At 66.1% G+C, this 25,340-nt stretch carries 26 protein-coding genes; 12 read left to right on the top strand and 14 right to left on the bottom strand.

Annotated elements, in window-relative coordinates; genetic code table 11:
- Nucleotides 1-9 precede the first annotated feature (9 nt).
- Nucleotides 10-471, top strand: a complete 462-nt coding sequence (locus tag B5D38_RS06680) for a RidA family protein (RefSeq protein ID WP_425349316.1) — start codon at nt 10-12, stop codon at nt 469-471.
- A 29-nt stretch (nt 472-500) separates the two neighbouring features.
- On the opposite strand, the gene B5D38_RS06675 is transcribed toward B5D38_RS06680, so the two are convergent.
- Nucleotides 501-1,289: an IclR family transcriptional regulator gene (locus tag B5D38_RS06675; protein ID WP_078707636.1), complete on the bottom strand. Its 789-nt coding sequence runs from the start codon at nt 1,287-1,289 to the stop codon at nt 501-503.
- 109 nt (nt 1,290-1,398) lie between these two features.
- Between B5D38_RS06675 and B5D38_RS06670 the strand changes: the two genes are divergently transcribed.
- Nucleotides 1,399-2,601 (top strand): aminotransferase class V-fold PLP-dependent enzyme, encoded by a 1,203-nt coding sequence (locus B5D38_RS06670; RefSeq protein WP_078707635.1) that lies wholly within the window; start codon nt 1,399-1,401, stop codon nt 2,599-2,601.
- A gap of 50 nt (nt 2,602-2,651) precedes the next feature.
- On the top strand, nt 2,652-4,253 hold the full coding sequence (locus tag B5D38_RS06665) for an N-acyl-D-amino-acid deacylase family protein (RefSeq protein ID WP_078707634.1): 1,602 nt from the start codon (nt 2,652-2,654) through the stop codon (nt 4,251-4,253).
- Between the two features lie 15 nt (nt 4,254-4,268).
- Here B5D38_RS06665 and B5D38_RS06660 read toward each other — a convergent pair whose 3' ends face one another.
- Genes B5D38_RS06660 through B5D38_RS06600 form a run of 13 tightly spaced genes read right to left on the bottom strand, consistent with a single transcriptional unit; the run spans nt 4,269 to nt 16,962 of the window.
- Nucleotides 4,269-4,949, bottom strand: coding sequence for a DUF1007 family protein (locus tag B5D38_RS06660; RefSeq protein ID WP_116002598.1), 681 nt, complete (start codon nt 4,947-4,949; stop codon nt 4,269-4,271).
- Nucleotides 4,950-5,007: 58 nt separating this feature from the next.
- On the bottom strand, nt 5,008-5,373 hold the full coding sequence (locus B5D38_RS06655; RefSeq protein ID WP_078707632.1) for a cytochrome C oxidase subunit IV family protein: 366 nt from the start codon (nt 5,371-5,373) through the stop codon (nt 5,008-5,010).
- Nucleotides 5,370-6,002, bottom strand: coding sequence for a cytochrome c oxidase subunit 3 (locus B5D38_RS06650; RefSeq protein WP_078707631.1), 633 nt, complete (start codon nt 6,000-6,002; stop codon nt 5,370-5,372). The genes B5D38_RS06655 and B5D38_RS06650 overlap by 4 nt, the downstream gene beginning before the upstream one ends.
- On the bottom strand, nt 5,999-7,708 hold the full coding sequence (locus B5D38_RS06645) for a cytochrome c oxidase subunit I (protein ID WP_078707630.1): 1,710 nt from the start codon (nt 7,706-7,708) through the stop codon (nt 5,999-6,001). The genes B5D38_RS06650 and B5D38_RS06645 overlap by 4 nt, the downstream gene beginning before the upstream one ends.
- Entirely contained in the window at nt 7,705-8,643 is a 939-nt protein-coding gene (coxB, locus tag B5D38_RS06640) for a cytochrome c oxidase subunit II (protein WP_078707629.1), read from the bottom strand. The genes B5D38_RS06645 and coxB overlap by 4 nt, the downstream gene beginning before the upstream one ends.
- The gene (locus B5D38_RS06635; protein WP_078707628.1) at nt 8,643-9,437 is read right to left on the bottom strand and encodes a thioredoxin domain-containing protein; all 795 of its coding nucleotides are present in this window, start codon (nt 9,435-9,437) and stop codon (nt 8,643-8,645) included. Before B5D38_RS06635 ends, coxB begins: the two co-directional genes overlap by 1 nt.
- Complete coding sequence (locus tag B5D38_RS06630; RefSeq protein ID WP_078707627.1) at nt 9,434-10,015, bottom strand: hypothetical protein; 582 nt, start codon at nt 10,013-10,015, stop codon at nt 9,434-9,436. The genes B5D38_RS06635 and B5D38_RS06630 overlap by 4 nt, the downstream gene beginning before the upstream one ends.
- Nucleotides 10,005-11,069 (bottom strand): hypothetical protein, encoded by a 1,065-nt coding sequence (locus B5D38_RS06625; protein ID WP_078707626.1) that lies wholly within the window; start codon nt 11,067-11,069, stop codon nt 10,005-10,007. The genes B5D38_RS06630 and B5D38_RS06625 overlap by 11 nt, the downstream gene beginning before the upstream one ends.
- Entirely contained in the window at nt 11,066-11,593 is a 528-nt protein-coding gene (locus B5D38_RS06620; protein ID WP_078707625.1) for a c-type cytochrome, read from the bottom strand. The genes B5D38_RS06625 and B5D38_RS06620 overlap by 4 nt, the downstream gene beginning before the upstream one ends.
- Complete coding sequence (locus B5D38_RS06615) at nt 11,590-12,114, bottom strand: DUF3341 domain-containing protein (RefSeq protein WP_078707624.1); 525 nt, start codon at nt 12,112-12,114, stop codon at nt 11,590-11,592. Before B5D38_RS06615 ends, B5D38_RS06620 begins: the two co-directional genes overlap by 4 nt.
- Nucleotides 12,111-13,439: an NrfD/PsrC family molybdoenzyme membrane anchor subunit gene (gene nrfD, locus B5D38_RS06610; protein ID WP_078707623.1), complete on the bottom strand. Its 1,329-nt coding sequence runs from the start codon at nt 13,437-13,439 to the stop codon at nt 12,111-12,113. The genes B5D38_RS06615 and nrfD overlap by 4 nt, the downstream gene beginning before the upstream one ends.
- Nucleotides 13,436-16,309: a 4Fe-4S dicluster domain-containing protein gene (locus B5D38_RS06605; protein ID WP_078707622.1), complete on the bottom strand. Its 2,874-nt coding sequence runs from the start codon at nt 16,307-16,309 to the stop codon at nt 13,436-13,438. The genes nrfD and B5D38_RS06605 overlap by 4 nt, the downstream gene beginning before the upstream one ends.
- The gene (locus B5D38_RS06600; RefSeq protein WP_078707621.1) at nt 16,306-16,962 is read right to left on the bottom strand and encodes a cytochrome c3 family protein; all 657 of its coding nucleotides are present in this window, start codon (nt 16,960-16,962) and stop codon (nt 16,306-16,308) included. Before B5D38_RS06600 ends, B5D38_RS06605 begins: the two co-directional genes overlap by 4 nt.
- Before the next feature lie 208 nt (nt 16,963-17,170).
- Here B5D38_RS06600 and B5D38_RS06595 point away from each other — a divergent pair, with 208 nt between their 5' ends.
- From B5D38_RS06595 to B5D38_RS06555, 9 genes are all read left to right on the top strand, one after another.
- The gene (locus B5D38_RS06595; protein ID WP_078707620.1) at nt 17,171-18,187 is read left to right on the top strand and encodes an NAD-dependent epimerase; all 1,017 of its coding nucleotides are present in this window, start codon (nt 17,171-17,173) and stop codon (nt 18,185-18,187) included.
- A gap of 170 nt (nt 18,188-18,357) precedes the next feature.
- Nucleotides 18,358-19,365, top strand: a complete 1,008-nt coding sequence (locus tag B5D38_RS06590; RefSeq protein WP_078707619.1) for a hypothetical protein — start codon at nt 18,358-18,360, stop codon at nt 19,363-19,365.
- Nucleotides 19,366-19,567: 202 nt separating this feature from the next.
- A complete protein-coding gene (pcaF, locus tag B5D38_RS06585) occupies nt 19,568-20,773 on the top strand; it encodes a 3-oxoadipyl-CoA thiolase (RefSeq protein WP_078707618.1) in 1,206 nt (401 codons plus the stop codon).
- Nucleotides 20,774-20,792: 19 nt separating this feature from the next.
- Nucleotides 20,793-21,779 (top strand): 1,2-phenylacetyl-CoA epoxidase subunit PaaA, encoded by a 987-nt coding sequence (gene paaA / locus B5D38_RS06580; RefSeq protein WP_078707617.1) that lies wholly within the window; start codon nt 20,793-20,795, stop codon nt 21,777-21,779.
- A 97-nt stretch (nt 21,780-21,876) separates the two neighbouring features.
- A complete protein-coding gene (paaB, locus tag B5D38_RS06575) occupies nt 21,877-22,161 on the top strand; it encodes a 1,2-phenylacetyl-CoA epoxidase subunit PaaB (RefSeq protein ID WP_078707616.1) in 285 nt (94 codons plus the stop codon).
- On the top strand, nt 22,161-22,937 hold the full coding sequence (gene paaC, locus B5D38_RS06570) for a 1,2-phenylacetyl-CoA epoxidase subunit PaaC (RefSeq protein ID WP_078707615.1): 777 nt from the start codon (nt 22,161-22,163) through the stop codon (nt 22,935-22,937). Before paaB ends, paaC begins: the two co-directional genes overlap by 1 nt.
- 6 nt (nt 22,938-22,943) lie before the next feature.
- Nucleotides 22,944-23,471, top strand: coding sequence for a 1,2-phenylacetyl-CoA epoxidase subunit PaaD (gene paaD / locus B5D38_RS06565; RefSeq protein WP_078707614.1), 528 nt, complete (start codon nt 22,944-22,946; stop codon nt 23,469-23,471).
- 20 nt (nt 23,472-23,491) lie between these two features.
- Nucleotides 23,492-24,568 carry a 1,2-phenylacetyl-CoA epoxidase subunit PaaE gene (gene paaE, locus B5D38_RS06560; protein ID WP_078707613.1) on the top strand — a complete coding sequence of 359 codons (1,077 nt, stop codon included), beginning with the start codon at nt 23,492-23,494 and terminating at the stop codon, nt 24,566-24,568.
- A gap of 8 nt (nt 24,569-24,576) precedes the next feature.
- A complete protein-coding gene (locus B5D38_RS06555) occupies nt 24,577-25,332 on the top strand; it encodes a Phenylacetic acid catabolic protein (protein WP_078707612.1) in 756 nt (251 codons plus the stop codon).
- Nucleotides 25,333-25,340: the final 8 nt, after the last annotated feature.

Here is a 25,340-nt window from a genome sequence, read left to right as displayed (position 1 = left end):
GCATTTTCCGTGTCCGCCTATCAGCGCCTGGAGGCCCTCGGCATCACTTTGCCGTCCGCGCCCAAACCCATCGCCAATTTCGAAACCCATGTTCGAGCCGGCAATCTGCTGTTTCTCTCCGGGCAGGGGCCGCTCGATGCCGAGGGACGCCTTCGCAAGGGCAAGGTCGGGGCGGAAATCCCGGTCGAGCGTGCCTATGAAGACGCGCGGCTCACCGGCATCAACCTCATTGCGGTGATGCACGACGTCCTCGGCGATCTCGGCCGCGTTCGCCGCGTCGTCAAGCTGCTCGGCATGGTCAACGCGGCGCCTGACTTCGCCGATCATCCGGCGGTGATCAACGGCTGCTCGGACCTGATGATCGAAGTCTTCGGAGAGGCGGGGCGCCATGCCCGCTCGGCCGTCGGCATGGGGTCCCTTCCGAACCAGATCACCGTCGAGATCGAGGCGGTGATCGAGGTGGCGGACTGATCAGAATGGGGCGGGACGGGACGCGCCGATCATTGCCGCGCGGCGCTGCCGAGTCGGCGCTCGATGCGGGCGGCGCAGTCCCTGACGGCCGAGCAGTAGTGCTCGCGCCCCTGCACGGCCTTCTGTTCGGGCAGAACGATGGAAATGGTCATCAGGCAATGGCCCGCCTCGTCGCGGATCGGCGCCGCGATGCAGGAGACGGCAAAGTCGGATTCTCCGATCTGCACGGAGATGCACTCGCCAAAGGCCTTGCCGGCGGCCTCGGCGAGGGTTGCCGCATTCGTCTCGGCCCGGCCTGTCGGCGACGGGCGGGCGGAACGCTGGAAGATCGCCAGCCTCTCCTCGAACGGAAGATGGCCGACCAGAAGGCGCCCCGACGCCGTCCAGGACAGCGGAACCCGTGTCCCGACCTTGGAGGTGACGCGGAAATGCCCCGGCCCCTCGGTCATGCCCATCACCACCATCATGTCGCCGTCGCGGCCGCAGATCTGGACTGTCTCGCCGACCTCCATGGCAAATTCGCGCATGACTTCGCTGGCGACCGCGAAAGCGTCGAGCGAAGCGGCATAGGCGAGGCCGTAATAATAGAGCCGGGGCCCGAGCCAGACGGCATTGCCCTCGACGCGGCTGAGAAGGGACTTCTCCACCAGATCGTCGATGATCGAATAGACCGTCGAAATTGGCGCGCCGATGGAGCGGGCGATCTCGTAGGCCGTCACCGGCACACCAGTCGCCTGAAGATGATCGAGGATCTGCAGCGCCCGGTCGATGCCGCTTTGGCGCGCCCGCCGGGGGCGGAGAGTTTCGGCTTCGGACATCGGAGACGCCTTCTTTCGCGTTGACCGGCCCTGAGGCCGGGCGTATCATTCCTTAATTATATCATCTCTTCCATATTAGTGGAAGTGTGGATTCCGCAGGAGAGTCGATATGGCATCATCCGACATTCGAAGCGAATGGGGCCTTCGGCCGGTCATCAACGCCTCCGGCACAATGACCTCGCTGGGTGCTTCCATCGTCGTGCCCGAGGCCGTCGAGGCAATGCGCGCCATCCTAACGGAATTCGTCGAGATGGGCGATCTGCAACGCAGGGCATCGAGGACGATCGCCAAGGCTTGCGGGGCGGAGGCCGGCTTCGTCACCGCCTCATGCTCGGCCGGGATCACGCTCGCCGTCGCCGGCGCCATGACCGGCGCGGACCTTGCGGCCATCGAGCGCCTGCCGGATACCAGCCGTCTGCCGCGCGACGAGGTCGTGGTCCAGGCGGGGCATCTCGTCAACTACGGCGCGCCGGTGGAGCAGGCGGTGCGGATATCGGGCGCCAAGGTCGTCTCTGTCGGCCAGGCGACGTCGGCCGAGGCCTATCACCTTGCCGGCGCAATCACCGAGCGCACGGCGGCGGCGCTCTATGTCGTGTCCCACCATGTCGTCGAATATGGCCAGATTCCGCTTGAGGAGTTCGCCGAGGTCGCCCATGCCAAGGGTGTGCCGGTAATCGTGGATGGCGCGTCGGAATACGATCTCACCGGCTTTCTCGCTCGCGGCGCCGACGTGGCGCTCTATTCTTCGCACAAGTTCCTGGGCGGGCCGACGGGAGGCATCGTCGCCGGCGCCAAGGACCTGGTGAAGGCGGCCTATCTCCAGAATCTCGGCATCGGCCGCGGCATGAAGGTCGGCAAGGAGAGCATCGCCGGCGCCATCGCCGCGCTGGAGGCTTGGGGAAAGCGCGACCATGCGGCGGTGCGCGCCAGGGAGAAGCGGGCGCTCGACCTTTGGCTTTCGACGCTGGAAGGGCGCGCCGGCGTCGATCCGAGGATCGTCCCCGACCCGACGAACAACCCCCTCGACCGCCTCAAGGTCACGGTCGATCCGGAGGCTGCCCATATTACCGCCTGGGACCTCGCCGACGCGATGGCGCGGGGTGAACCGCCTGTAATCGTGCGCGACCACGAGGTGGAACATCATTATTTCTACCTCGACCCGTGCAACCTCCACGAGGGCGAAGAGACGATCGTCGCGCGCCGGCTGGACGAGGAACTGACCAGGGCGGCCCGCTCAAACACCGTCATCGCGACACCGCTCCTCGCCCGCCGCAAGGCGAAGATGGCGGCCATGAGCCGCTGGCCGGATTGAGCCGGCGTTAAGCGGCAGCGAACGCGATTTTTGAGAAAGGCTCTGGCGCCATGACCACGACGCTCATTCGCGGTGCCCGCATCATCGACGGCACGGGCGCTCCCTGGTATCGCGGCGATGTGGAGATCGCGAACGGCCGCATTGCGCGGATCGGCTCGGGCCTCTCTCCCGCCGATGGGGCGCGGGTCGTCGACGCCGACGAGCGCTATCTTTCGCCCGGCTTCATCGACGCCCATTGCCATGACGATCTGAGCTTCCTGAGGGAGCGCGACCGCCCGGAGAAAGCGTTTCAGGGCGTGACGACCATCGTCGTCGGCAATTGCTCCTTCTCGCTCTATCCGGCCGTGCCGGGATCGCGCGAGGCGCTGCGCGGGCATTTCTCCGGCCTTCTCGGCGAAACAGCCGACGCGGAGATCTTCGATGACCTTTCCGGCTATCGCGCCGCGCTGGAGCGCGAGGGCGTCGCGCTCAACCTCGTCTCTCTCGTCGGTCACGCGGCCTTGCGTCTCGCCGTCATGGGCTATGACCGACGCCCCGCCAGCGAGGCGGAGATCGCGGCGATGTCCGCGCTGCTTTCCGAACAGATGCGGCAGGGCGCGGCTGGCCTGTCGCTCGGTCTCGTCTACCCTCCAAGCGCCTTCGCCGGCGAGGAGGAGCTTGTCGCTCTCGGGCGGGTGGTTGGCGGCTTCGGCGGTGTCGTCGCCGCCCATATCCGCAGCTACGAGGCGGGGCTCATGGACGCGATCGAGGAGTTCGGCCGCGTCCTTGCTATCTCCGGCGCGGCGGGTCTGCTCTCCCATCTTCAGTCGGCGGGGCGTCCCAACTGGGGTCAGGTGCCGAAGGCGGCGGCGCGGCTCGAGGAGATGCGGGGGGAGGGGATCGACATCAGCTTCGACATGTATCCCTATCCCGCCGGAAGCACATGGATGCTCCAGCTTCTGCCGCCCTCGGCGATGGATGGCGGCCTCCCGGCGCTGAAGGGCCGCCTCGCCCAGCCGGAATGGCGGGCGCGTCTCCAGCACTGGATCGAGCATGGCGGAGAGGCCTTCGAGGGGCAGAGCAAGGTCTTCCTCATCGGATGGGAAAACGTCCGCCTGTCCGCCGTGGGCGCCGCCGATCTCAAGCATCTGGAAGGCTGCGACATGCGGCAGGCGGCGCGCCGCCTTTCGACCTCGCCCTTCGATCTCATGTTGAGGCTCATCGACGCGGACGCCGGCCAAACCGGCGTCATTCTGTTCCAGCTCGACGAGGACGACCTCCACGCCGCCTGCTGCCACCGCCTCTACATGGCCGGATCGGACGGGATACCGCGCCCGGGCTCGAAGCCCCATCCGCGCGCCTTCGGCACCTTTCCGAGGATCGCGGGGCGGCTGCGGCGCGAAAGCGGCTGGTTTCCGCTGGAGGACGCGGTGCGGCGCATGACCTCGGTCGCGGCCCAGCGCTTCGGGCTCACCGATCGCGGGCTTGTGCGCCCCGGCATGGCGGCGGACCTCGTCCTGTTCGAGGATAGCATCGCCGACGAGGCGACCTTCGCCGATTCCACCGTGCTTGCCTCCGGCGTTTCAGAGCTGTGGGTGAATGGCGGGGCGGTCATCGAGGCTGGCCGGCAGAGCGGCGCCCGGCCGGGCAAGGTCGTGGGCGGCCACGTCTGAGGATCGCCCGGCACCTCAGCCGTGCGTGCAGTCGAGCTCGAAACGGGTCGACAGGACTTGCGAGAACTTGATGCCATCGTCCGGCACCTGAGCGTCAGGCCCCAGCCCCGCAATCTGCTGCATCCAGGCGTTTGCTGCCTCGTCGGACGTCGGAACATCGAGCTGCTTCGTGCAACGCGAGCCGATCCCCTTCAGCCGGAAATCCTCGATCCCGCGCTTGAAGTCGAAGGCGACGAAATAGCTGTCGTCGAAGTTTGAGAAGCTGACCGCCTGCTTCTTCAGATCGAGGGGCTTTGCCGGCTTCATGGTGAAATCGAACAGCAATTGGCCCCGCTTCTGGTCGTAACTGACATTGAGCACCGGCGGCGGCTGCATCTCGATCGGCGCCCCATTGACGCGTACGAAGGTATAGAACGACCATTCGGCGATGGACTTCTTCACCTGCGCGCCAACCGCCTTCAGCTCGCTCGGATCGAGACGGCCATTGGCGTTCTTGTCGAAATCGGGAATGACGCTGGAGGAGAAGAGCTCGTCCATCCACCAGATGTTGTGAACGGCGGCGAGATGACCGTCGGCGCTCGCGCTGATTTCCATCGTCGCATCCACGAAGACGTGTGGATGGGCGGACGCCGCCGTGGCGGTCGCGCTCGCGGCGAGGGCAGTGGCAAGATAGGCGATTCGGGCGAACGGGCTCATTTCTTTCGCCATCGCACGCGAATGCGGCTGACGGAAGACAGATTGCGCCTCTCGGCTGTCACAGGGGCGACTCTGTTCCGATCCGGCTTGGAACCGGCGCCGTGATCCGCTCACCGGCCTGGCGGAAGGGATAGTCGGTGAGCGACAGGGCAAAGAGGGTCGCCAACCAGAAGAGGCCGGCCAGCGCCGCCAGCGTCAGAAGCGCCGGAGAACTCTTGAGCTTCATGAAGAAGGCGGCGACGAGCAGCGCCTTGGCCGCCGCGATGGCATAGCTGACCGGTGCGTTCCAGGCGCCCATCGGCACATAGGCGAATACGAGCGTGAGCGCGAGGAGCGCCATCAGCGCCACGCCAATAACGAGGCTGCCCCGCGACAGCCGCCACAACTCGGCGCGATCCGTGCGGCTTCTTGTCTGCGCGGTCATGTGCGCCCCCCGAGATAAAGAAGGGGGTAGAGGAAGATCCAGATGATGTCGACGAGGTGCCAGTAGAGGCCGAGCACGGGAAGGGCGGCGCTGCCTTCGAACGGAAAGCCGCCGCGCCAGATGCGCACGAAGTAGGTGGAGACGGCGACGATCGCGATGGTGAGATGCACGGCGTGGACGCCGGTCATGATCCAGTAGAAGCCGAAGAAGAGTTGCGCCGCCGGCGTATGCAGCTTGAAGTCCGGGCCGGGCACCAGATGCTCATGGATGTCTTCGCGGTATTCGAAGCCCTTGAGGACGAGAAAGCACAGGCCGAGCGCCGCTGTCGCCGCGAGGAAGGCGAGCACGGCGCTTTTCAGGCCCTTTTCCGCCGCCTTGTCGGCCAGCACCATGGTGACGCTGGAGATGAGGAGGAGCGCCGTGTTGATCGAGCCGAAGAGGACGTTCGTCTCGCGCGCCGCCTCCATGATCGCGTCCGGGTGGATCTGGCGGTAGATGGTCATGCCCAGGAACATGCCGCCGAAGAAAAGCACCTCGCTGGCGAGGAAGATCCACATGCCGAGCGCGGCCGATAGTCTTTGACGATCAAGCGACTCGAAGGGCTCCTTGAGGGCGGCGTCGTTGCTCATTCTTCCATCCCCGCGCGGGTCGGATCGCTCTTGCCCTGCGGATCATGCTGCTGACGGCGCTCCGGCGCCTCCTCGAACGGGGCGACCTGGTCCGGGTGATAGAGATACGGCCCTTCGTCCACCCTCGGTTGCTCGACGAAATTCTCGCGAGGCGGCGGGGAGGTGGTCTGCCACTCGAGTCCGGTGGCGCCCCAGGGATTATCTCCGGCCTTGCGGCCGTAGAACAGGGACCAGGTGAGATATCCCATGGGCAGGAGGTAGGCGGCGGCGAGGATCGCCGCGCCCGCCGAGGAGGTGACATGGTAGATCTGGAATTCCGGCGCGTAGTGATGGTAGCGCCGGTTCATGCCCAGATAGCCCATGACGAACTGCGGGAAGAAGGTGAAGTTGAAGCCGAAATACATGAGGATTGCCGAAAAGCGCGCCCAGCGGTCTGGGGCCAGCCTTCCGGTGATCTTCGGCCACCAGAAATGAAGCGCGCCGAAGAAGGCGGACACCGAGCCGCCGACCATGATGTAGTGGAAATGGGCGACGACGAAGTAGCTGTCGGTGACGTGAACGTCGATAGGCAGCGAGGCGGTGAAGAGGCCCGATAGCCCACCTGTGGTGAAAAGGCCGATGAAGCCGAGGGCGTAGATCATCGGCGCCTCGAAATAGATCTGCCCGCGATAGAGCGTGAAGGTCCAATTGAAGACCTTGATGGCCGAGGGCACGGCGACAACGAAGGACAGGAACGAGAAGACCAGCGCGGCGAAGGGCGACATACCCGCCACGAACATGTGGTGGCCCCAGACGAAGAAGCCGATGACGGCGATGCCGAGGATCGCCCAGATCATGGCGGTGTAGCCGAAGATGCGGCGGCGCGAGAAGCAGGTGACGATTTCCGAGATCACGCCGAAGGCCGGCAGTACCATGATGTAGACCGCCGGGTGGCTGTAGAACCAGAAGAGGTGCTGGAAGAGCACAGGGTCGCCGCCATGGGCCGGATCGAAGATCGGTAGGCCGAACAGCCTCTCGGCCATCAACAGCAGCAGCGAGATGGCGAGGACCGGCGTCGCCAGCACGATGACGGCGGCGGTCGCATACTGCGTCCAGACGAACAGCGGCAGGCGGAACCATGTCATTCCCGGTGCGCGCAAGACATGCACCGTCACGATGAAGTTGACGCCGGTGGCGATCGTCGAGAAGCCGGCGACGAAGACGGCGGCCGCCGCCAGCACGACATAGCCATTGGAGAACATGCTGGAGAAGGGCGTGTAGAACGTCCAGCCCGTGTCGACGCCGCCAAGGATGAGGCAGGCGAGGACGAGCAGGCCGCCCGCCATGTTGAGATACCAGCTCATGAGATTGAGGCGGGGGAAGGCGACGTCCTTGGCGCCGACCATCAGCGGCAAGAGGAAATTGCCGAAGGTGGTCGGGATCGAGGGTACCAGGAAGAACCAGACCATGATCACGCCGTGCAGCGTGAACAGCCGGTTGTAGCCGTCATTGGTGAAGAAGCGGCCTTCCGGCGAAATCAGCTCCAGGCGGATCAGCGTCGCCGCCGCACCGCCGATGAAGAAGAAGAAGGTGATCGAGCCGAAATAGAGCAGCGCGATGCGCTTGTGGTCGGTGGTCGTCAGCCAGGAGGCGACCGTCCTTCCCGCCTTGAGGTAGCTCGGCGGCTCCTTGGCTTCGGCGGAACGAATGGCGGCGGCGTCCGTCATGGCGTCTCCTTTCCGATGGAGCGGATATAGGCGAGCAGGCGCGTGAGGTCCTCCTCGCTCACCACGCCCTGGAAGCTCGGCATGATGGGGGGATAGCCGGCGGCGATCTCACGTCGCGGCTGCAGGATGGAGTCGCGAATATAGCGTTCGTCGGCGGTCACGATGCTGCCGTCGGCAAGGGGGATCTTCCGACCGAAGAGCCCGGCAAGGTTCGGCGCGTGAACCTTGGAGGAGGGCGCGTGGCACCCCGAGCATCCCTTGGCGACGAAGAGCTTCGCGCCCTCCTTGCCGAGGTCGTCGCCCTGCGGCTGGCCGGCGGTCCATTCGGCGTAGTCGGCCTGGGACATGACGATGATCCGGCCGGTCATCTCGGAGTGGTTGGTGCCGCAGAACTCGGCGCAGAACAGATGGAAGGTGCCGGTCTTGTCGGGCGTGAACCACCCTTGCGTGACCCGGCCCGGAAGGATGTCGCGCTTGAAGCGGAAGGCCGGTACCCAGAACGAGTGGATGACGTCCTCCGAGGCCATGACCAGCCGGACCGGGGTGTCGACCGGCAGATGGAGTTCGTTGATCTCGCGGACGCCGCTCGGCTGCTGCGTCTTGAACATCCATTGCTTGGCCGTGACGTGGATTTCCAGCGCGTCGGGCGGCGGCGAATAGCCCTCGAGCTGCGCCGAACTCACCCACCAGAAGATGAAGAGGAAGAGGAAGGCCGTCGCCGCCGTCCAGCCGATCTCCAGCTCGCGCCGCATGAGATTGGGCAGCTTGCCGCGCTTGGCCTTTGAGCCGTGGCGATAGCGCACGGCAAAGGTGACGAGGAGGACGAAAACGACGATGGTGACGATGGCGGAGACAGCCAGAAGCAGGAAGAACAGGTGGTCGACCTGCTCGCCCTGTTCGCTCGCCGCCGGAAGCCAAAAGATCGATTCTCCCATCAGGCCTCACTCCTCCGACGGGCGCTGGAGCGGCTGAGAGCGATCATCAACCCGGCAAGCAGCACGACGATCAGCCCCCCGCCGATCCTCAGGAGCAGCCAGACCTGGCTGTTGTAGAGCCCTGTCGCCGGATCGAAGCCGTAGCAGCGCAGAACCACCTGATCGAGAAGCGTGCCGACGCGGCCCTTGCCCGCATCTACCAGCGTCAGGCGCAGATTGTCGGGATCGAGGGCGAGGCTGGCGACGACGCGCAGGAGGGTGCCATGGTCGTTGACGAGAAGCGTGCCCGCCGGATGCGCGAACTGATCGGTGTCCGGATCATAGCGATAACGGTAGCCGACGGCCTCGGTCAGCCGGGCGACCGTCGCCTCGTCGGCGGTCAGGAAGCTTGCCCGCCGGGCGAGCTTCGAAGAAGGGTTGATTTGGGCGTCGCGCATCACGCGCGCCTCGCGCGGCCCGTCCTTGGGGTCGATGCCGACCACCACCAGCCCGACATCGAGATCGGCGAGCGCGGGATTTTGAAGCGAGCTGGATGCCATGGCGAGAGCCGGCCCGCAAATGCTGGTGCAGGTGTAGTCGACGAAAAGGAAGAGCGAGACCGGATGGGCGGAAAGGGCCGTCTTCAGCGTCGTCGTTTGCCCGGCCTCGTCTGTCACTTCGGCGTCGAGAGGCAGGGCGGCATCGGGGGGAGGCGACAGCACCACACCATCGAGGTCGGCCGGCGCCAGAACCGCGACGGCGGGAGCAGTGAGGAGCCACAAGAGCGCGAGGGTGGTGGCGACGGCGCGGATCATGGAGCCCTCCCTTGCCGAGCCTGGCCGGCCGCCTCGACCGCGCGGCCACGCGCGTCGTCGCCTGCCGCCGCTTCGAGGGGATCGAAGGCATGATCACCGCGCGCGGCGATCGCTTCCATGGCTCGCGTGATCGGCACATGGACGAGGCCCGCTGCGCGATCGACCCAGGCATAGCCGGTGAGCCTCTGGCGCTGGTTCGACTGGAGGACCGTGAGCTGCGCCTGCGGGTCTGTCTCGATGGCCGGAGAGGGGAATTGGCTCACGCTTTCGAACGGCGTGTTGACCGGAACATGCGCGTTGACGAAGAGGAGCATCGCGTAGAGGCCCGCCGCGACGAAGACCGTCCATCCGGCGAGGACGAGGAGAATGCGCCCGGTCCAGACGTGCGGCGCTTCCGGCTCGCGGTCAGCGCGCTTGCCTTCCATCGTCGCGCCGAGGCGCTGGCCGAGAGCGCGCAGCCCGCCTGCCAGCGGGATGGCCGCCGCGCCCGCCGCGAAAGCCGCCAGCGCGGACAGCATGAAGCGCGACGACGAGGTCTTCCTGTCGCGAGGGGGCCGGGAAGAGCGGTCAGGCGCCATGCGCTCTCCTTTTTCTTTGCGTCAGCAGGGGACGCGCCGTTCGTCCGAGGGCGCCGACAAAGAGGCAACCGATCGCCAGAAGGGCTGTCGCAGCGGCAATCCAACTCAAGGCCGTGGAGGAGGCTTCCGGGAGCACCAGCCAAAGAACCCGCGCGGAAACGCCGACGAGAGCGGTGGCTCCGCACACCTGCAGGGCCGCAGGTGAACGCCGCCAGCGGGCGCGCAGAGCGGTGGCGAAGGGAACGGCCACCGTGCCGAGAAACGCGCACGTCAGAACGGCAACCTCTCCGGGCCCAGACCGCCTCAGATACCAGGATGCCTTGTCGGGCAGATTGCCGTCATAGGCGACGAGGAACTGCATCATGTCGAGATAGAAGAGCCCCAGAGAGAAGGCGACGAGCAGGGCAAGAATGTCGCTCGTTGCCGGCGCAGCCTCATCCCGTGTCAGGGCCACGAAGGCGATGCCCGCGACGAGCTGCGAGACCGCGAGGCTCATGGCGAAGGCTGTCGATTTGAAGTGGGGATCGAGCGAGAGAACCCAATCGATCCCGGCAAAGCTGATCGACAGCCCGTAGAGCGCGAGGCCGAGAGCCGCGCCGAGAACGCCGAGGAGGCCCTGGGATGCGGTCCAGGCCAGGGCGCTCCACAGTCCCAGGATGACCAGGGCGCGGACGCCGAAGAGCGTCGGCGAGAGATAAAGGTCGGCAACGTCGGGATGAACGGCCGCATCGGCGTTGGCCGCCCAGGAAAAGAGGGAGGGCGACAGGAGCAGGATGGGCAGGAAGGCGAGCGCCAGAAGAGGCAGCGTCCGTGCCGTTGCCGAGAGCGTCTCCCGCGAGGCCTCTCCCCAGCGCCCGCCCGTCAGGCGATGGATGAGCAGGAGAAGCAGGGCGCCGACAGGAACCGCGATCCACGCCAACAGCGCGGCAAGAAGGCCGTGGAGCGCGGCGGATAGATCGAAGATCGCGACAACCACGAGGGCGACCGCGCCAAGCCCGCCGATGAGAGCGATGCGGCGCGAGGAATGATCGAAAGTGAAGCGGCGCACGATCATCGCAGTTTCTCCGAGGCTTCGGGAAACTCGGCAAGGCTCGCTTCGCGCGAAAGCTGAAGGGCGCGGATATAGGCCACGATCGCCCAGCGCTCTTCCGGCGTGACGCGGTCGGCGAAGGAATACATGGCGCCGAATCCGTTGGTGATGACGTCGATGAAGTGCGAGGCCGGCGCCGCCCTCAGCCGGGGCGAATGATAGGAAGGCGGCGGCGAGAAGCCGCGCTGGACGATGATGCCGTCGCCATCGCCGGCGAACCCGTGGCAGGGTGCGCAGAAGGTCTCGAAGTCCTCCTGACCCCGATGAAGCAGCGCTTCGGACACCGGCGGCGGGACGGCGAGCGCGGCTTCCGTCGCGGGGGCGATCTGCGCGATGGCGCCCTCCGGCAGCGGTCGGACCGACGTTCCGATGCCCCAGATGTCGCTCGCCTCCTGGTCGCGCAGCGAGGGTTGATCGGCCATGTCGCCATCGCCGCAGCCGGCAAGACCGAGAGCGGCGAACAGCACGAGAAACAGTGCCGCCCTCATGTCTCCACCTCGCTGACCGAGAGGGCGCCGAGGGCGTGTAGATACTGGCGCGCCGCGGCGCGGTCCGCCGCCTTGCCAGCATCGACCTCCAGGAAGAAGCGATCCTGCGTGGCGCGCTCGAAGTCCGGCGCGTCGAAGATCGGGTGGTGCAGACGCGGCAGGCCGCAGGACCAGAGCAGAACGACGAAGCCGGTGGTGGCGGCGCCGAAGACCATCATCTCGAAGGTGACGAAAAAGAAATCCGGCCAACTGGCGAAGGGCCGCCCGCCCGCCATGATGGGCAGGGCGATGGCCGCCGAATACCATTGCAGGAAGAGGCCGAATGCTCCTCCGGCGATGCCGCCCGCCAGCATGGCCGGGCGAACGGGAGATGTGGCAAAGCCCTCGATCTCTTCGGCCAGCCCCTCCACTGCGAAAGGCGAGAAGGCGTCGATGACGCGGAAGGTGCTTGCTTCCCGCGTTTGGCGGGCGGCGTCGAGAAGCGAGCGGGCGCTGTCGAATTCGGCCAGGAGAAGCGTCATTCGCGCCCTCCCTCGAAGACCAGCTTGCGCATCTCGTGCATGGAGATGGCGGGCGCGAGCCGCAGAAAACAGGCGAAGAGCAACAGGAAGAAGCCGAGCGAACCGGCCAGCAGCAGCCAATCCCACAGGGTCGGCGCGTAGCTGCTCCACATCGACGGCAGATGGCCGCGCGACAAGGTGTTGATGATGATGAGGATACGCTCGAGATACATGCCGACATTGATGAGGACGGCGATGACGAGGAGCACCGGGATGCTCCGGCGCGCGGCCGGCAGCCACAGCAGCTGCGGAATCGCGACGTTGCAGGCGATCTGCATCCACATCAGCCAGGCATAGGTGCCCGTGTACTGGAAGGCGACGACGGTGCGGTCGACATCGTCGCCGGCGTACCAGCTCTGAAAGGCCTCCGTGCCGTAGGACAGGCCCATGACGATGGACCCGGCAAGAAGGATCTTCGCCATCGCCTCGAAATGGTGGCGCGTGACCAGCTCCTCGGTGCGCAGGAAGCGGCGTACGATGGCCGCCAGCACCACCACCATGGCGAAGCCCGAAAACATGGCGCCGACTACAAAATAGGGCGGGAAGATCGTTTCCTGCCAGCCCGGCATGTTGCCGGCCGCAAAGTCCATGCCGACGACGCTGTGGACCGAGACGACCAGCGGCACGCCGAGCGCGGCCATCGTCTTGTAGAAGGTCTCGTAGGCGGCCCAGTGACGCACGGAGCCGCGCCAGCCCAGAGCCAGGGCACCATAGATGAGCTGACCGGCGCGGCTTCGCGAGCGGTCGCGGAAGGTCGCGAAGTCGGGAAGCGCGCCGACATACCAGAAGAGGAGCGAGAAGATCAGGTAGCTGGCGATGGCGAAGAAGTCCCACACCAGCGGGCTTTTCCACTGTGGCCAAAGGTCCATGGTGTTGGGATAGGGCACCAGCCAGTAGAAATAGAGCGGCCGGCCCAGGTGAAGGATCGGGAAGATGCCGGCGATGGCGGCGGCGAACAGCGTCATTGCCTCGGCGAAGCGGTTGATCGAGGAGCGCCATTTCTGGCGCGTCAGAAGCAGCATGCACGAGATCAGCGTGCCGGCGTTGCCGATGCCGATCCACCAGACATAGTTGGCGATCGGATAGGCCCAGACGACGCTGGTGTTGTTGCCGAAAATGCCGATGCCTTCGTAGAAGAGCCAGAAGATCGAGCCGAAGAAGACACACGTCAGAACGAGCCCGGCCGAAAAGAGCAGCCACCACGAGCGGCCCGCCGGCGCGCTCAGAACCGGGTCGGCGACGGATTCCGTCAGCGCTGTATAGCCGCGGCCGGACCTCGCCGTCATCGCGATCCTCCGCGAAGAGCCGGGTTCGGGTTGCGAATGCGCGACAGATAGGTGGTGCGCGGCCGCGTGCCGACCTCTTCCAGGAGAACGTGGTGCTGCGGCTCCCTGCGCAGCGCGCTGACCTTGGAGGTCTTCGTTCCGATGTCGCCGAAGTGGATCGCCTGGGTCGGGCAGGCACCGGCGCAGGCAGGCGTCACCTCGCCGTCGGCAATGCGCCGGTTCTCCTTTTCGGCCTCGCGCCGCGCGGAGGAAATCCGCTGGACGCAGTAGGTGCACTTCTCCATGACGCCGCGCGGCCGCACGGTGACGTCCGGGTTGTAGCGCGCCTGCGCCGGCTCCTCGCCGAGATTGGCGTATTCCTGGCCGTCCGCATAGCCGAAGAAGTTGAAACGGCGGACCTTGTAGGGGCAGTTCGCCTGGCAGAAACGCGTGCCGACGCACCGGTTGTAGACCTGGACGTTGAGCCCCTCGTGGTCATGCACCGAGGCGCCGACCGGGCAGACCGGCTCGCACGGCGCCTTCTCGCAGTGCATGCAGGGTACTGGCTCGAAGACGGTGCGCAGCTCGTCCTCTTCCTGGTGCTCATAGGTGTCGATGCGCAGCCAGTGCATGTCGCGGCCCCGCGCGATTTCGTCGGGGCCGACCACCGGCACGTTGTTCTCCGCCTGACAGGCGACGACGCATGCGTTGCAGCCGGTGCACAGCGTGGTGTCGATCACCATGCCCCAGGCATAGCCGGGCTTCTCCTCCTCGGCGACGCGCTCGTAAGGCTGCTCGGGATAGAAACTGTCCGGCTCCTTCTTCTCGCCGCCCGCCAGGGCCGCGAGCGCCGAGAGGGGGTGTTCCGGCGCGAGGTCGCGCCCGTCGGCATCGAGCGTGAACTGGGTGCGCAGAGCCGCGCCCTTGCCGCCGATGCGCCTGATCCTCAGCCCCGGCGCGACCCAGGGTGTATCGGACGTGCGAAGCGCGAAGGCATTGGCGCCGAGGCCGAGACCGATGGGGCTGGCGCTCGTGCGCCCATAGCCGAGAGTGATCGCCGCTGTGCCGGGCGCCTGCGCCTCATCCTGCCAGCAGGTGGCGTCTATCGCCCGCCCGCCAAGCTCCAGCCGCGCTTCGTCTCCGCTTTCGATGCCGAGAAGCCGGGCATCCTCGGGCGAGAGATGAACCACGTTTTCCCACGTATAGCGGGAGAACGGCTTCGGGCATTCCTGAAGCCAGGCGTTGTCGGCATAGCGGCCGTCCCAGATCGTCGGATCAGGACGGAAGAGGAGCGTCAGCCCCTCGCTCTCCCGCCGCGGCGGTCGCGCCGGCTTGGCCGCGATCAGGGGAGGCGCCACGGGGGCTGAGGCGCTGCCAGCGATGAAGCCGTCCGTCAGCGCATTCTGCCAGAAGGCCTCGAAGTCTGCCGCGCCGGCTGCCGGCTGCCACGTCGCCCGCACCAGGTCGTAAGCGGCGGAACCGTTCGCGCCGCCGAGCAGGGCGAGGAGATCATGGGCCGTGCGTGTTTCATAGAGCGGCTTGATCAGCGGCTGGACGACGGAGGCGGTTCCGTCCCGGAAGCGCAGGTCCGACCAGGCTTCCAGCGGGTGGCTCCCTGCCAGCCGCCACGCCGTGCGCGCGTTGGTTTCGTTGGGGAGCGTGTCCAGCTGGGCCGAGAAGGCGGCCTTGTCGAGCGCGGCGCCGAAATCGAGATCGGCCGGCGCATCGTAGACAGGATTGCCCGAGAGGATCAGCAGCGTATCCACCGCGCCGCGATGAAGGTCTCCGACCAGCGCGCTCAGGCTTGCGGCGTGGTCCTCCTCTATCGGGTCGCTGGGCTCGACCAGATCGACGGTCGCGCCGAAGGCGCCGAGACGGGCGTTCATCCAATGAGCGAGCGCATGAAGCTCCGGCGGTTGTCCTTCGCCGACCAGAACGAGGGCGCGGCCACGATGGGCATCAAGATCGGCGAGAAGCGCTTCAACAAATCTGGAATCGGGCGACGCCGCCGGTGCCGTTCCGGCGTCGTCCAGCCCGTCCGCCAAGCCCCAGGCGACGTCCAGAATGGCCTCTGGGCCGAGCGCCAAGCGATGATCGGCCATGGCGCCGGTGAGCGTCCGCTCGCTTTCGATGCTGTAGAGCCGCATCATGTCGCGCGCGTTGCTGCGCACCGTGCGCCGCTTGCGGAAGTCGGAGCCGTTGGCGATCTGGTCGGGGCCGGCGCCCAGCGGATCGGCGCCGAGGGTCAGGACGAGGTCGCAGCGGTCGAGATGCGGCACGAGATCGAGAGGCCGTCCGAAGGCCGCGCGGGCGCCGGCACGGGCATTGTCGTCGCCGATCGGCTCATAGCGCGTCCAGCGCATCGCCGGGTAGAGCCGCCGCAACGCCTCCATCTGGCGAAGAAGCGTCGGAGAGGTGACGCGCCCGGTCAGGATCGCAAGTCCTTCGCCGCCCCGTGCGCGAAGAGCGTCGAGGCGCGGCGAGAGTTCGGAGAAGAACGCCTCCCAACTTTGCGGACGCCCGGCCTTATAGGGCGTTCGAAGACGGGTTGGATCATAGAGCGAGAGGATTTCCGCCTCGGCGAAAATGTCAGTCGCTCCCTGGCTGCCGGGATGGCGCGGGTTGCCCTCGACCTTGATCGGCCGTCCGTCCACCGATGTAACGATCATGCCGCGGCCATAGCCGCCGAGGGGCAGCGTCGTGGCGAAGCGCAGGGGCTCCCCGGAGATGAGGCTCTCCGGCGCCTCGGTCAGCGGCACGATGTCCTCGGCCTTGCTGCAGGCGGCGGCAGAACCCGCCAGCGCCAAGGCGAGCAGGCGCAGCGCGTCGCGCCGGGTCGGCCCGGCGGCGGCAGAAGAGGCGATGGAGGGGGCAGGGGCTTGCGTCGTCATCGGTGGCAGACCGAACAGTCGATGAGATGCTTCGGGTCGATGGCGTAGTGGGCGATGAGAGCCTTCCCCTTCTCCTCCTGATCCTTGGGCGGCGACCAATGGAGGTTGTAGATCTGGTCTTCCGGGCGCAGCATCTTCTCCGGCGCCTCGTGGCAACTGAGGCACCAGCTCATGGTGAGAGGCTTTGCCTGTTCCATCAGCGGCATCGTGTCGACGGCGCCATGGCAACTCGAGCAACCGACGCCATTCTTCACGTGGGCGCTGTGGTCGAAGAAGACATAGTCCGGCAGATTGTTGACGCGCCGCCACTTCAGCGGCTTGTCCTCGGCCATGCTCGCCCTGACCGGCGCGAGCATCGGCGCGTTGGTCCATATCTGCGAGTGGCAGGTCATGCAGACGTGGGTGGTCGGTAGCCCTGCGAAGGCCGACTTCTCGACCGAGACGTGGCACATTTTGCAGCCGATGCCGAGCGCTCCGACATGATGCTGGTGGCTGAAGGGCGGGCTCTGGTCGACGAAGACGTTCTGGCCGGTGACAAAGGACGAACCCATCACAACGTAAACGACGAGAATCGAGATGACAGGGACCGTGACCAGACAGACCAGCACGATGCGGGCATAGGCGTTGGCGCCAGGCCTGAAGATCTGTGGCATCCGGTAGAGGCCTCGTTCCTGAGGTCGTGAAGGGCGCCGGTGAGGCATCGGCGAGTAGGGCACATAGGGGCGATGAGCGGCAAGGCTAGCCATATTGGCCGGCTAAGGAAGCGCGGGAATTCGATCGGCGCGGCTCTTTCGCAAGTCACGGCAAGCCGCCATAGTGCCGCCGCGCCTGAAGCGGCAACATGCGACAAAGGGAAATGGAATGAAGGTTCTGGTTACGGGAACCGCCGGGTTCATCGGCGCCAATCTCGCCGGGCGCCTGCTCGGCGCCGGTCACGAGGTGATCGGGGTCGACAACCTCTCGCCCTATTACGATGTCGCACTGAAGGAGGCGCGGCTGGCGCGCCTCATCGGCCAGTCGGGATATCTCGATGTTCGCGCCGATATCGCCGACCGCGACAGGATGATGGCGCTCTTCGCCGAGCATAAACCGAGCCACGTCGTCAATCTCGCGGCCCAGGCGGGAGTGCGGTATTCGCTGAAGGAGCCGTTCTCCTACACCCACAGCAATATCGACGGGCTTCTGTCGCTTCTGGAGGCTGCCCGCGCCCATCCCGTGGCGCATTTCGTCTTCGCCTCGTCCAGCTCGGTCTACGGCGCCAACCGGCAGATGCCCTATTCTGAGCACAAGAGCGCGGAGCATCCGCTCTCGCTCTATGCGGCGACGAAAAAGGCGAACGAGCTGATGGCGCACACCTACGCCCACCTCTTCGCGATCCCGACGACCGGGCTGCGCTTCTTTACCGTCTATGGGCCGTGGGGCCGGCCCGACATGGCGCCGATGCTCTTTGCCGATGCGATCCTGGCGGGGCGCCCGATCAACGTCTTCAATCACGGCGAGATGCGGCGCGACTTCACCTATGTCGACGATATCGTCGCCGGCATTGAGGCGCTGCTGCCGCTTCCGCCCGAGGTCGACCCGTCCTGGGACCCCGACGCGCCCGATCCGGCGACCAGCGGCGTCGCGCCCTACCGCATTCTCAACATCGGCAAGAACCGGCCAGAGGCGCTGATGGAATTCATCGAGACGCTAGAAAAGGCGCTTGGACGCGAGGCGATCAAGAACTTGATGCCGATGCAGGCGGGGGACGTGCCGGCGACCTGGGCCGATTCGGGCGACCTGATGCGCCTCACCGGCTACGCGCCGGAGACGCCGCTGGCCACCGGCATCGCGCGCTTCGTCGAGTGGTATGTCGACTACTTCCGCGTGACGCTGTGAGCGCACCGCAGCTGCTTCGCCATGCGTCCATTCGCGCGCGCTGGCGTGCGATAGCGATTGGAACGATCGCGCCGGGCGGGTAGACTCTCCAAATCGGTTTTCGGCCGGTCGCAAATGATGCGCGGAGGTCCATCTTGCGCTTACGGCCCGGCAAACCCGCTGGAGGACTTATGCACTACCGCTACGACAGGAAGATCGCGCGCATCCGCGCGGGGGAGTATCGCAAGGGCGATTTCATGATCGCCGACGCCAAGGACGGCGACATGGCCAACCCGCTGGTCCTTGCCGGGCCGGTGTGGGACGCGAAGGGAAAGCTGCTGCGCCACAGGACGCGGGCTGAATTCCTGGATGTCGTCACCGAGGTCGTCCAGCAGGACCTCCTCGACATCATGCTGGTGTCGGCGTCCAACCTGGAACAACTGACCAAGGCCGGCGCCTTCAAGGGCACGAAGGTCAAGCCCGCCTTCCGCGGCAACGACACCACCGACGTTTGGGGCGTGCGGCCCTCGGGCTACGGCAAGCTCGGGCCATCGCGGCCCTTCCGCTCGCCCTCGCTGAAACGCATTTCCAAGGCCGACCTTTCGGATCTCGCGCTCTACTCTGTCACCTTCAACAACGATCTCGAGGCCGACCTTCGTTCGCTGGAGGCTTTCCGCGATTTCCGCGAGGATGCGATCCAGAACGGGATCACATACTTCCTCGAAGTCTTCAACCCCAACGTCGACACGGGATTGCCGGCGGATGAGATCGGCAGCTACGTCAACGACTGCCTGTTGCGCTGCCTGTCGGGCCTTCTGGAGGAGGAGCGGCCCGAGTTTCTGAAATATCCCTACAACGGCCCGGCGGCGCTGGAAGAACTTGTGTCCTTCGATCCGTCGCTCGTGGTGGGCGTGCTCGGCGGCGGGGCCGGCACCAACCGCGACACCTTCGAGCTTCTCTACCAGGCAGAGAAATACGGCGCGCGCGTTGCCCTCTTCGGGCGCAAGATCAACCAGGCGGAAAGCCAGCTCGATCTGATCGCCATGATGCGCAAGGTCGTGGATGGAGAGATGATGCCGCTGGAGGCGGTGAAGGCCTATCACAGCGCGCTGAAGGAAAAGGGCCTGGCGCCCGTGCGCAGCCTGGAGGACGACAGCCTCGTGACCGAGGCCGTGCTGAAGGAAGCCGTTTCCGCCTGACGGGTCAGCGGAAGGGCGCGGTTCGGCGCGCCTTTCCGCTCCCTTTTTCCACCGCTGCCGCACGCGCTATGGCGGCTTGCGCCAAAGGGTCACAAAAAAATCAGAATAGACGCTTTTCATGTGATGTATTGTCGGCTATAAATCGTCCGACCGGTCGATCAATCGAGGAGTGACGATCGGCAGAGGCTTGGGAGGGCCGCTGATGACCGAGGCGTTTATCTGCGATGCGGTACGCACGCCGATCGGCCGCTATGCCGGGGCCGTGGCCCAGGTTCGCGCGGATGACCTCGCCGCTCTTCCCCTTTCCGCGCTGATGGAGCGCAACCCTCAGGTCGAATGGTCGGCGGTCGACGACGTCGTCTATGGCTGCGCCAATCAGGCGGGCGAGGACAATCGCAACGTCGCGCGCATGGCGGTGCTGCTCTCCGGCCTACCAGTCTCCGTTCCGGGAACGACCGTCAATCGCCTCTGCGGCTCCGGCATGGACGCGGTGGGCATGGCCGCCCGCGCCATCCGCGCCGGCGACTGCGCCTTGATGATCGCCGGCGGCGTCGAATCCATGTCGCGCGCGCCCTTCGTGATGCCGAAGGCCGAAAGCGCCTTCTCGCGGGCAAGCGCCGTCTATGACACGACGATCGGCTGGCGCTTTCCCAATCCGAAGCTGAAGTCGGCCCACGGCAACCACTCTATGCCGGAGACGGCGGACAACGTCGCCGCCGATTATGGCGTCAGCCGCGCCGACCAGGACGCTTTTGCCGCCCGTAGCCAGGCGCGCTGGGCGGCGGCGCAGGAGGCGGGACGGTTCGCGGAGGAGGTCGTGCCTGTCACGATCCCCCAGAAGAAGGGCGAGCCTGTCGTCGTTTCGGTCGACGAGCATCCGCGACCGGGCACCACGGTCGAGGTGCTGGCCAAGCTCAAGGGCGTCAACGGTCCCGATCTGACGGTGACGGCGGGCAACTCATCGGGCGTCAACGACGGCGCTGCCGCGCTGCTCGTCGCGTCCGAGGCGGCCGCCAAGGCCCATGGCCTTCGGCCCATCGCTCGGATCGTCGCCATGGCGGCGGCCGGCGTGCCGCCGCGCATCATGGGGATAGGTCCCGAGCCGGCGGCGCGCAAGGCGCTTCAGATCGCGGGGCTCACTCTCGACCAGATGGACTTGATTGAGCTCAACGAAGCCTTCGCCGCGCAGGCGCTCGCCGTTCTGCGCCAGCTGGGGCTGCCGGATGACGCCGACCACGTCAATCCCAATGGCGGCGCCATCGCGCTCGGCCATCCGCTCGGCATGAGCGGCGCGCGCCTCGTCACGACCCTGGCCTATGAACTCGCCCGCCGGGGCGGGCGTTACGGCCTTGCAACCATGTGTATCGGCGTCGGGCAGGGAATTGCCCTCGTCATTGAACGCGTCTGAAACAGGGAGGAGCCCCTTCATGTATGCGCAGATGGTCAAGACCGACGCCAAGGGCGTCAAGACGCTGGAAGAGATGAGCCCGGAGGAACGCGCCTTCCAGGAGCGCGTCGATCGCGGCGAGAAGATCGAGCCCAAGGAGTGGATGCCGGAGGGCTACCGCAAGACGCTGGTGCGCCAGATCGGCCAGCACGCCCATTCGGAGATCGTAGGCCAGCTTCCCGAGGGCAACTGGATCACGCGCGCCCCCACCCTGGAGCGCAAGGCCATCCTCCTTGCCAAGGTACAGGACGAGGCGGGCCACGGCCTCTACCTCTATTGTGCCGCCGAGACGCTGGGCGTCTCGCGCGACGAGCTGATGGAGAAGCTCCACAACGGCTCGATGAAATACTCCTCGATCTTCAACTATCCGACGCTCAACTGGGCCGATATCGGCGCTGTCGGCTGGCTGGTGGACGGGGCGGCGATCATGAACCAGGTGCCGTTGCAGCGCACCTCCTTCGGCCCCTACAGCCGCGCGATGATCCGCATCTGCAAGGAGGAAAGCTTCCACCAGCGCCAGGGCTACGACATCATGATGAAGATGGCCAAGGGTACGCCCGAGCAGCGCGCGATGGCGCAGGATGCACTGAACCGCTTCTGGTATCCCTCGCTCATGATGTTCGGACCGTCCGACAAGGACTCCGTCCATTCGGCACAGTCGATTGCCTGGAAGATCAAGATCAACACCAATGACGAGTTGCGCCAGAAATTCGTCGATCAGACCGTGCCGCAGGCCGAATATCTCGGCCTCACCATCCCCGACGATAACCTCAGGTGGAACGAGGAAAAGGGCGGCTATGACTTTTCCGAGCCCGACTGGTCCGAGTTCTTCGAGGTGATCGCCGGCAACGGCCCCTGCAACAAGGAGCGCCTCGGCGCGCGGGTCAAGGCGTGGGAGGACGGCGCCTGGTTCCGCGAGGGGCTGATGGCGCACGCGGAAAAGCACGGCAAGCGCCAGGCCGCCTGACGCATCCGACAGATTGAACGGGGTCGTCGGCAGCCGCGGGAAACACGCGGCGCCGCGCTCCACCGACGAACTGGGCTTTCATCCGGGAGGAGAACCGATGTCCAGCCAATGGCCCCTTTGGGAGATCTTCATCCGTGGCCAGCATGGCCTCAACCATCGCCATGTCGGCAGTCTTCACGCGCCCGACGCGGAAATGGCGATCCGCAACGCCCGCGATGTCTACACCCGCCGCAACGAGGGCGTTTCCATCTGGGTGGTGAAATCAGCCGATATCACCGCGTCCAGCCCATCGGACAAGGGGCCGCTGTTCGAGCCTTCCAACTCGAAGGTCTATCGCCACCCGACCTTCTTCGACATTCCCGAAGAAGTGGGGCACATGTGATGGGCGCGCTCGAAGCCTCCGTGGATCGCGCTTCCCTTTTCGAGTTCGCCCTGCGCATGGGCGACAACACGCTGATCCTCGGCCATCGTGTCTCGGAATGGTGCGGCCATTCGCCGGTCTTGGAGGAGGATATCGCGCTCGCCAACACGGCGCTCGACCTCATCGGTCAGACGCAGATGTGGCTGGGGCTCGGCGGCGAAATCGAGGGGAAGGGCAGGACGGCCGACAGCCTCGCCTATCTGCGCGACGCCGCCGCCTTCCGCAACCTGCTCCTCGTCGAGCGGCCGAACGGCGACTTCGGCCAGACGCTGATGCGCCAGTTCCTCTTCGACGCCTGGCATCTCGACATGCTGAAGGCGCTGGAGCGCTCGGCCGATTCCCGCGTTGCCGAGATCGCGGCTAAGGCCGGCCGCGAGGTCGCCTATCACCTCGAACGCTCCTCCGATCTCGTCATCCGGCTGGGCGACGGCACGGACGAGAGCCACCGGCGGATGCAGGCCGCGCTCGACGACCTCTGGCCCTATACGGGCGAAATGTTTCTGGCCGATGCGGTCGACGCGGCGATGGCGGAGGCCGGCATCGCGCCGGACCCGGCCAGTCTCAAGCCGCATTGGCAGGCGGTGATCGGCGAGGTGATGGGAGAGGCGACGCTCACCGTGCCTGACAGCGGCTACAGCCACAAGGGCGGCAAGCGCGGCGTCCATACCGAGCATCTCGGCTATATTCTCGCCGATCTTCAGTTCCTCCAGCGCGCCTATCCCGGCGCGAAGTGGTGAGCGGCCATGAGCGCTGTGCGAACCCTGCCGGCGATCGAGGAGGTCTGGTCCTGGCTCGCCGAAGTGCCCGACCCGGAGATTCCCGTGATCTCGCTGGTCGACCTCGGCATCATCCGCGACGTCGCCTATGAGGGCGAAACGCTGGTGGTCACGGTGACGCCCACCTATTCCGGCTGCCCCGCCACCAGCATCATCAATCTCGACATCGAGCAGGCGCTGCGAGACCATGGCGTCGAGGCCCTTCGCCTGGAACGGCGCATCTCGCCGCCCTGGACGACAGACTGGATCAGCGCCGAGGGGCGCGAGAAGCTTCGCGCCTATGGCATCGCCCCGCCCATCGACGGCACCGCCGCCGACGGGCGGCTGATCCAGCGGGCGCGCCGCCTTGCCGGCGCCGCCGACCTTTCCATCGCCTGCCCGCGCTGCGGCTCGACCCGGACGGAGCGCGTCAGCCAGTTCGGCTCGACGCCCTGCAAGGCGAGCTATCGCTGCGCCGAGTGCCTCGAACCCTTCGATTATTTCAAGTGCATCTGAGGATGCCGAGGAACCGCCTCATGGCACGATTTCATCCCCTGACCGTCACCGCCGTCAAGCGCGAGACGCGCGACGCCGTGGTGGTGACGCTGGAGCCGCGCGAGGAAGACCGCGCCGCCTTCGCCTTCACCCAAGGCCAGTATCTCACCTTCCGCCGGCTCTTCGACGGCGAGGAGTTGCGCCGTTCCTATTCCGTCTGTGCCGGCTGCGACGACGGCGCCCTGCGTGTCGCCATCAAGCGCGTCGATGGCGGCGCCTTTTCGAGCTGGGCCAACGAGGCGCTTCAGCCGGGGGATGTCCTTGAGGCAATGCCGCCCATGGGCAACTTCCACGTGGAGCTCGACCCAACCGCCGAGCGTCACTACCTCGCCTTCGCCGCCGGCTCCGGCATCACGCCGGTGCTCTCGCTCGTCAAGACGACGCTTGCCCGCGAGCTGAAATCCTCCTTCACCCTGGTCTATGCCAACCGCCAGGTGAACTCGATCATGTTCCGCGAGGAGCTGGAGGACCTGAAGGACCTCTATCTCGGCCGGTTCGCCCTGATCCATATCCTCAAGACCGGCGCGGACGAGATCGAGCTTTTTTCGGGGCGCATCGACGAGGCGAAATGCAGCGCGCTCTTCAAGAGCTGGATCGATATTGCCTCCGTCGACACAGCCTTCATCTGCGGCCCCGAGCAGATGATGCTGACCATCGCGAAGTCCTTACGCGAGCACGGCCTCGAAGAGCGCCAGATCAAGTTCGAGCTTTTCGCCTCCGGCCAGCCGGGGCGCGCGCCGGTGAAGCGCGCCGCCGTCGCGCAGAACGACCGGGGCAACGTCACCGAGGCGCTGGTGACGCTCGACGGCACGACGCGCGACTTCACGATGTCGCGCGAGGGCCAGAGCCTTCTCGACGCGGCGATCGAGAACAAGATCGACGCGCCCTATGCCTGCAAGGCGGGCGTCTGCTCCACCTGCCGCGCCCGCGTGGTCGAGGGCGAGGTGGAGATGATCGCCAACCACGCCCTCGAGGACTACGAGGTCCGCCAGGGTTACGTCCTGACCTGCCAGAGCTATCCGCTGACTGAGCGGGTCGTCGTCAGCTACGACAGTTGAGGATCGAGATGCCCGAAACGATGAGCATTGAGGACTATCTGGCCGAGGGCGGCATCCTCACCTCGCCCGCCAACGTGCCGTCGCGCTATCGCGGCGAGCTTCTGCGGCTCATGGCCTCCTTCGTCGACAGCGAGCTCGCCGGCTCGGCCGGGTTTGCCGACGCGATCAACGACGCGCCCGGCATCAAGGCGCGCATCGCCGCGGCGCGGATCGTCCTCGAAAAGGCCGATCACGCCGAGCGCGTCCTCAAGGTGATGGAGACCTTCGGCGTTGATACGGCGCGCTATGCCACGCACCGACCGTGGGACACGCGGGTCGAGCGAGAAGCGGACATCGCCGCCGCGCGCCAGGGCGGCGACATGCGCCTCTCCGTCTTCCATTATCCGCTCCAGGGCTGGGTCGACGCGGTGGTGATGAACGTCCTCATGGGGATCGCCACGGTGGTCCAGCTGGAGGAGCTGAGCCACGTCTCCTACGGGCCTCTGGCCGAGACCTTCCGCGAGATCGCACAGCGTGAGACGCGCCACGCCGAACTCGGCTATGAGGGGCTCGCCCGGATCGCGGAGAGCGAGGAGGGCAGGGCGAAGGCGCGCAAGGCGATCGCCTATTGGCGCCCGCGCGTCGCCGCGACCTTCGGCCAGGCGGGGTCGCTTCGCTATCAGGTGCTGAAGCGCTTCGGCCTTCGGCACACGCCGAACGAGATCCTGATGACGAAGTGGGCAACCCTCACCGACGACCGCCTCGGCGATCTTCAGCTCGATTGACCGATCCA

The sequence above is a fragment of the Consotaella salsifontis genome (genome assembly GCF_900167365.1).
In the GTDB taxonomy this organism is placed as follows: Bacteria; Pseudomonadota; Alphaproteobacteria; order Rhizobiales; family Rhizobiaceae; genus Consotaella; species Consotaella salsifontis.
Note: the sequence above shows the minus strand (reverse complement) of the source record. Positions and strands in the feature narration are given on the sequence as shown.

What these genes read in the sequence shown, in the direction of transcription:
- B5D38_RS06675 (WP_078707636.1), bottom strand. Translation starts at nt 1,289, where the DNA reads ATGTCCGAAGCCGAAACTCTCCGCCCCCGGCGGGCGCGCCAAAGCGGC.
- B5D38_RS06670 (WP_078707635.1), top strand. Translation starts at nt 1,399, where the DNA reads ATGGCATCATCCGACATTCGAAGCGAATGGGGCCTTCGGCCGGTCATC.
- B5D38_RS06665 (WP_078707634.1), top strand. Translation starts at nt 2,652, where the DNA reads ATGACCACGACGCTCATTCGCGGTGCCCGCATCATCGACGGCACGGGC.
- B5D38_RS06660 (WP_116002598.1), bottom strand. Translation starts at nt 4,949, where the DNA reads ATGAGCCCGTTCGCCCGAATCGCCTATCTTGCCACTGCCCTCGCCGCG.
- B5D38_RS06655 (WP_078707632.1), bottom strand. Translation starts at nt 5,373, where the DNA reads ATGACCGCGCAGACAAGAAGCCGCACGGATCGCGCCGAGTTGTGGCGG.
- B5D38_RS06650 (WP_078707631.1), bottom strand. Translation starts at nt 6,002, where the DNA reads ATGAGCAACGACGCCGCCCTCAAGGAGCCCTTCGAGTCGCTTGATCGT.
- B5D38_RS06645 (WP_078707630.1), bottom strand. Translation starts at nt 7,708, where the DNA reads ATGACGGACGCCGCCGCCATTCGTTCCGCCGAAGCCAAGGAGCCGCCG.
- coxB (WP_078707629.1), bottom strand. Translation starts at nt 8,643, where the DNA reads ATGGGAGAATCGATCTTTTGGCTTCCGGCGGCGAGCGAACAGGGCGAG.
- B5D38_RS06635 (WP_078707628.1), bottom strand. Translation starts at nt 9,437, where the DNA reads ATGATCCGCGCCGTCGCCACCACCCTCGCGCTCTTGTGGCTCCTCACT.
- B5D38_RS06630 (WP_078707627.1), bottom strand. Translation starts at nt 10,015, where the DNA reads ATGGCGCCTGACCGCTCTTCCCGGCCCCCTCGCGACAGGAAGACCTCG.
- B5D38_RS06625 (WP_078707626.1), bottom strand. Translation starts at nt 11,069, where the DNA reads ATGATCGTGCGCCGCTTCACTTTCGATCATTCCTCGCGCCGCATCGCT.
- B5D38_RS06620 (WP_078707625.1), bottom strand. Translation starts at nt 11,593, where the DNA reads ATGAGGGCGGCACTGTTTCTCGTGCTGTTCGCCGCTCTCGGTCTTGCC.
- B5D38_RS06615 (WP_078707624.1), bottom strand. Translation starts at nt 12,114, where the DNA reads ATGACGCTTCTCCTGGCCGAATTCGACAGCGCCCGCTCGCTTCTCGAC.
- nrfD (WP_078707623.1), bottom strand. Translation starts at nt 13,439, where the DNA reads ATGACGGCGAGGTCCGGCCGCGGCTATACAGCGCTGACGGAATCCGTC.
- B5D38_RS06605 (WP_078707622.1), bottom strand. Translation starts at nt 16,309, where the DNA reads ATGACGACGCAAGCCCCTGCCCCCTCCATCGCCTCTTCTGCCGCCGCC.
- B5D38_RS06600 (WP_078707621.1), bottom strand. Translation starts at nt 16,962, where the DNA reads ATGCCACAGATCTTCAGGCCTGGCGCCAACGCCTATGCCCGCATCGTG.
- B5D38_RS06595 (WP_078707620.1), top strand. Translation starts at nt 17,171, where the DNA reads ATGAAGGTTCTGGTTACGGGAACCGCCGGGTTCATCGGCGCCAATCTC.
- B5D38_RS06590 (WP_078707619.1), top strand. Translation starts at nt 18,358, where the DNA reads ATGCACTACCGCTACGACAGGAAGATCGCGCGCATCCGCGCGGGGGAG.
- pcaF (WP_078707618.1), top strand. Translation starts at nt 19,568, where the DNA reads ATGACCGAGGCGTTTATCTGCGATGCGGTACGCACGCCGATCGGCCGC.
- paaA (WP_078707617.1), top strand. Translation starts at nt 20,793, where the DNA reads ATGTATGCGCAGATGGTCAAGACCGACGCCAAGGGCGTCAAGACGCTG.
- paaB (WP_078707616.1), top strand. Translation starts at nt 21,877, where the DNA reads ATGTCCAGCCAATGGCCCCTTTGGGAGATCTTCATCCGTGGCCAGCAT.
- paaC (WP_078707615.1), top strand. Translation starts at nt 22,161, where the DNA reads ATGGGCGCGCTCGAAGCCTCCGTGGATCGCGCTTCCCTTTTCGAGTTC.
- paaD (WP_078707614.1), top strand. Translation starts at nt 22,944, where the DNA reads ATGAGCGCTGTGCGAACCCTGCCGGCGATCGAGGAGGTCTGGTCCTGG.
- paaE (WP_078707613.1), top strand. Translation starts at nt 23,492, where the DNA reads ATGGCACGATTTCATCCCCTGACCGTCACCGCCGTCAAGCGCGAGACG.
- B5D38_RS06555 (WP_078707612.1), top strand. Translation starts at nt 24,577, where the DNA reads ATGCCCGAAACGATGAGCATTGAGGACTATCTGGCCGAGGGCGGCATC.